We start from the raw sequence: 5,430 nt of genomic DNA, 5'->3' as shown, positions 1-5,430 counted from the left end.
CGAACTGCGGCGGGTCGCCCAGCCGGGAGACGTCCACGACGCGCTGTCCGGAGAGCAGCGCGACGGCCCGTTCGATCTCCTGGCCGTCCATGCCGACGCCGGCGTCGTCGATGACGACGCACGCGCCGTTGTGCACCGGCTGGAGGCTGACCTCCACGGTGGTGTTGGGCTGCGAGTGGCGGGCGGCGTTGTCGAGGAGTTCGGCGACGGCGAGCACCACGGGCTCCACGGCCCGGCTGACGACGGCGAGTTCCCCGTCGCCGTGCACCCGTACCCGGCGGTAGTCGCGGATGCGGGAGGTGGCGCCGCGGACGACGTCGGTGAGCGGGGACGCCACGCGCTGCCGCCCCGGCCACGAGCCGCAGAGCACGCCGATGGCCTGGGCGCGCCGCCCGAACTGCGAGTTGGTGTGGTCGATCTCCAGCAGGTCGCGCAGCACCGCGGGGTCGTCGTGCCGCTCCTGCATGCCGGAGATGGCCTGTTGCTGCTCGTGCGCCAGCCCCTGGAGGGCGCGCATGGAGGCCCGGAGGGCCGCCTTCGCGGACTGGTCGGCGCGTTCCTGCGCCTTGTCCACGGACTGCGCGAAGAGTTCCATCACGGCCTGGAGGCTGTGGGCGAACGCGGTGCCGGCGAGCCGCTCGTCGAGCAGGCCGGGCAACGGCGCCGACTTGTTCATCGAGTCGGCGACGGCGGGCAGGCGCACGTCGACCAGCCGCGCGGCCTCTTCGTCACGCGCCCGGACGTTCTCCTCCAGCGCGGCGGCGCGGGCCCGCAGCGCGGTGGTGACCGTCCGCTGCCGGACCAGCAGGACCACCACGGCGGCCAGTGCCACGATCAGGCACCAGACTCCCGCCTCCGGTATGTGATGCGACATCAATTCCTCTTGGACGCCGGGGTACGCGTACGGCAGGACAGGTCACGGCGTCCTGACCTCCCGTCCAAAAGCGGAATACATGGATCATCCAATCACACCCGCGTTCCTCCGTCCGGCCTCCTTCTCGAATTGCGAACACAGGAACGCATCCCGTCCGCCCATAAGCGGGCGAGCGGGAGGCGACAGCGGGTTTCCGGCCGACATCCGGCCGGAATTCATCGCGACGCGGTGGGTAGGCGGGTGGGTTTGCGCGCCCGCAACGGCCGTTCCCGGTGCCACGTCCGCCATACGGACAGCCCCGCGCCGAACGCCTTGACGACCCCGACCGCCCGACGTTTCGGGCAGGCGCTGGCGTCTGGGCAGTCGGACAGCCCGGGCGGACGCCGCCGGGGACGTTCTCGGTGAGGTGACGCTGCTCGCACCGGACCGGGGCCGGGGATCCGGCCGGGACGATGACGGCGCCCGGTGGTAGTAGAAGGTGTCGTCCGGCGAAGTGAACGACCACACCACCTTGTTGACCAGCTTGTCCGGGAACGGATTCAGCCGGGCGGCCGGCGGACCGGACCGGGTGGGAGCACCGAAGGGGACGGCGTCCGTCCAGTCCGGGTCCTCCGGCGCGGCCTCCGTGGCGGCGGCCTCGGCCGTGCCGTGCACGTCCCCGGTGGACGAGCAGCGGAGACCGGCCGGCCGCGGACCGACGCAAGACCACGCGACGTGCCAACTTCCGGACGAACCGCCCGCGTCCGTACCCCGGACCGCACACGGACCGGTATGTGACGAAGTAGCGGGCGAAGTGCGGGCGGACCGTTCGCCGACGGGACGTTCCCTCCCTAAGGTGGCCGCGGGCGCCGGGTGTTGCGTCCCCGGCCGCCGACGGGCGGTCCCGCAGGGGAGACCAGGAGGAGGAGCCGCGTCCATGGCGGAGCACGTGACCGGCCCGGCCGGGAGCCCGTTGCGGGCCCTGGCCGCCGAGGGCGTCTCCCTCTGGCTCGACGGACCGTCCCGCGCCCGTCCCGCCCGCCCCGCGGAGGGGGTGCGCGGCGCGGTCTCCGACCCCGCCGTACTCGCCGCGGACGCCGCGGGGGACGCCGGGTGCCGGGAGCAACTGCGCCACCTCGCGCAGCGCTCCGCCGCGCCGGACACCGCCGTGCTGGCCCTGTCGGCCTACGACCTGCGCTCGGCCTGCGACGCGCTGCGCCCGGTCTTCGACGCCTCGCGCGGACTCGATGGCCATGCCTCCATGGACCTCGACGCCCGCCTCGCGCACGACCCGGGCGCGACGGCCGCCGCCGCGGCGGAGCTGCACCGCGCCGCGCTGCGGGACAACGCCCTGGTCAAGATCCCCGCGACCGAGGCGGGCCTGCGGGCCGCCCGCGCCTGCCTGGAAGGGGGCATCGGCGTGCACCTCACGGAGATCTTCTCCGCGCGGCGGCACGGCGAGGCCCTCGACGCCTGCCTCGACGGCCTGGGGCGGGCCCGCGCGGCGGGCCGGGACCTCGCGCGCGTCCCGGTCTGCGTCTCGCTCGCGGTCGGCCCGTTGGAGGACGCCGTCGACGCGCGCCTCGCCACCCTGGGCACGGCGGCGGCGGACGCTCTGCGCGGCACGGCGGCCCAGGCAGTGGCCCGGCTGGCCTACCGGGCGTACGAGGAACGGCTGGCCGACGACCGGTGGCGGACGCTGGCCCGCGCCGGGGCGCGCCCGCCGCGACTGTTGTGGCACGTCGGCGGGGCCTTCCCCATCGAAACGGCCGGAGCGGCCGACGCAAGCGGAGCGGCCGGAGCGACCGGAGCGGACGACACAGCGGGAGCGCCCCACACGTACGACGCCACCGAAGCCGCAGACACCACCGACACCGCCCGGGTCCTCCGCCGCGTGGAGTCCCTGGTCGCCTGGGGCACCGGCGTCGCCCTCCCCGCCGCCGGCCTGGAGGCGGTCGCCCGCGCCGGCAGGCCGCGCGGCGACGCCCTCACCGGCCGGCACCGGCCCGCCCGTGCCGTGGTGGCACGCCTGGAGCGGCTCGGCGTCTCCCTCGACGCGACGGCGGACGCCCTGACGGCCCGGCGGCACGAACTGCTGGCCACCGCGTGGACGGAGCTCCGGACGGCCGTCGCCGAGCGGCTCCGGACGGCCGGCGGACCGGCGGACGCACGGGCCGCCGACGGCAAGCCCGGCCCCGGCCACTGACAGCCAAGACAGCCATGGCATCGTCCGGCACTCTCGATCCTTGCGTCACTCTTATCCCTCGCATACCTTGACGCCTTGGGCGCGTAGGGGCCGCTGCCGGGGACCGGGGATTACGGATGGTCGTCCGCGGCCCGCGCCATGCCGTGCCGCCGACGCGTGATCCGTCCGTCGGGGCGCGGTCGGCACCAGGGAGGGGCACGTGTCGCCGGACACGGCGTCGTCGGACGCATCGGACGTATCGAACGCACCGGAAACCCCGGACGGGGACGGGACGCTCGCCGTCCTGGAACTGCTGGACGGCAACGCGCCGCCGGACCAGTACGAGGCGCTACTGGCGGAAGCCCGGCGACCGGGGGCCGACCCGGCGCGATCGGCCGCGCTGGAACGGGCCGTACGCCTGGGCCTGTCCGTCCGCTCCCGGATCGAGACCGAGCAGCAACGGGCCAACGACCTGTCCGCCCTGCTCGACACCTCCGCCGACCTGGCGGCCCATCAGGACCCCGGCGCCCTCATGAGGGTCGTCGTCCGGCGGGCGCGCCTGCTGCTCTGCGCGGACATGGCCTGGATCGGCCTGGACGACGAGGAACTGGACTGCCACGTCGTCCGCGCCTCCGAGGGCCACATCACCGACCGCAACATCGGCCTGCGGATCGCCCGGGGCGCCGGACTGGGCTCCGCCACCACCCGGCGGGACAACCCCTCCCCCTTCTGGACCCCCGACTACCTCCCGGACGAGCGCATCGAGCACAGCCGGGAGGTCGACGACGTGGTCCGGGCCGAACGGCTGCGGGGCGTCCTCGCCGTGCCGATGATGCACGGCACCCGCCCGCTGGGTGCCCTGTACATCGGGGAGCGCAACGTACGGCACTACACGCCCGCCGAGGTGACCCTGGCCGGCGCGCTCGCCAACCTGGCCGCCGCGGCCGTCGAACAGGCCCGGCTGGCCGAGCGGAACACAACGCTCATCGCCGAGCTGGAACGCCGTACCACCACCGTGGAGGCCGGACTCCGGGGCGCGCGGGGGCTCAGCGAGACACACCACCGGCTGATCGAACTGATCCTGGACGACGGCGACCTGACGGTACTCGCCGAGGAGGTACACCGCGAACTCGACGCCGACGTACGGGTCTTCGGCGCCGACGGGACCCCCCTCACGACCGCCGGCGACCCGCCCGCGTGCGGGGCCGACGAGGTGCTCCTCTCCGGCCTGGGCGCGCACGCGGCCCGCGAACCGGTCGAGGTCGCCCCGGGTTTCTGGGCCGTGCCGATCGCCGCGGGCACCGGCCACCTGGGCACCCTGATGCTGCACCCGAGGCGCCCCCGGCGCCCGTGGACGGCGGCGGAGGAACGGCTGGTCCGGCTGATCGCCCAGGTCGTGTCCGTACAACTGCTGGTGGAGAGCAGCCGGGCCGCCATCACCGAGGGGCAGGCCCGCGAGGACTTCCTCGGCCGGCTGCTGCTCGGCCCGCAGCGACCGCCCCGGCAACTGGAGCAGAGCGCCCGGCGGCTGGGGATCGACCTGCGCGCGGACCACGTCGTCGTGATCGCCCGGCCCGAGGGCGAGGCACGCGGCAGACCGGCCGTCTGGGCCTCGTCGTACGCGGCCCGGAAGAAGGGGCTCAAGGCCATGCACCACGGCTGTGCCGTACTGCTGCTGCCGGGCTCGGACCCCGGCGCCGCGGCACGCGCGGTCGCCGCGGAGCTGGCGCCACTGCTGGGGCACCAGGTGACGGTGGGAGCGGCGGGGCCGGTCGCCGACCCGGCATCCGTCCGGCACGGCTTCCAGGAGGCGCTGCGCTGCCTGGAGGCGATGACCGCGCTGGGCGCCACCGGGCGCGCCGGGTCCCTGGCCGACCTGGGCTTCCTCGGCGTGCTGCTGTCGGACCACCACGACGTCGAGGGCTTCGTCCAGGCGGCCGTCGGGCCGGTGCTCGACTACGACGCGCGGCGGTTCACCGACCTGATCCGCACCCTGGAGACCTACTTCGAAGCGGGCGGCAGCCCCACCAACGCGGCGAAGCGGCTCCACGTCCACCCCAACACCGTCGCCCGGCGGCTCGAACGCATCGGGGAGTTGCTGGGGCCGGGGTGGCAGGAACCGGAACGGGCCCTGGAGGTGCAGCTCGCGCTCCGCCTCTCCCGCGTCCGGGACACCCTGTCCCGGCCGGAGGCACCCCCGTTCCCGGGGGTGTGACCCCGGACGTCCGGCGGTCCGACGCCCCGCGCTCCCGCGCTCCCGCGCGCCGTAGGCTCCCGGCACCCGAAGGCCCCACCGCGTCCCGAGGCCCACCACCTCGGGAAACCGTCGATACGTGAGGCCCACCGCCGTCCCGGACGTACCCCCCTCAGCACACCCGACCCAGAAGCGCCC

The 5,430-nt window shown here is 75.2% G+C and carries 3 protein-coding genes; 2 read left to right on the top strand and 1 reads right to left on the bottom strand.

Annotation, left to right across the window (positions count from 1 at the left end):
• The coding region (locus tag ACSNOK_RS30215) for an ATP-binding protein (protein WP_436783984.1) at positions 1-874 on the bottom strand (874 nt) is incomplete at its 3' end.
• Positions 875-1,790: 916 nt separating this feature from the next.
• On the opposite strand from ACSNOK_RS30215, the gene ACSNOK_RS30210 reads away from it, so the two are divergent.
• Positions 1,791-3,059: a transaldolase family protein gene (locus ACSNOK_RS30210; protein WP_436783983.1), complete on the top strand. Its 1,269-nt coding sequence runs from the start codon at positions 1,791-1,793 to the stop codon at positions 3,057-3,059.
• Between the two features lie 199 nt (positions 3,060-3,258).
• On the top strand, positions 3,259-5,253 hold the full coding sequence (locus ACSNOK_RS30205) for a helix-turn-helix domain-containing protein (protein ID WP_436783982.1): 1,995 nt from the start codon (positions 3,259-3,261) through the stop codon (positions 5,251-5,253).
• Positions 5,254-5,430 lie beyond the last annotated feature (177 nt).

It is taken from the genome of Streptomyces sp. URMC 126 (assembly GCF_051386555.1).
In the GTDB taxonomy this organism is placed as follows: domain Bacteria; phylum Actinomycetota; class Actinomycetes; order Streptomycetales; family Streptomycetaceae; genus Streptomyces.
Note: the sequence above shows the minus strand (reverse complement) of the source record. Positions and strands in the feature narration are given on the sequence as shown.

What these genes read in the sequence shown, in the direction of transcription:
- ACSNOK_RS30210 (WP_436783983.1), top strand. Translation starts at nt 1,791, where the DNA reads ATGGCGGAGCACGTGACCGGCCCGGCCGGGAGCCCGTTGCGGGCCCTG.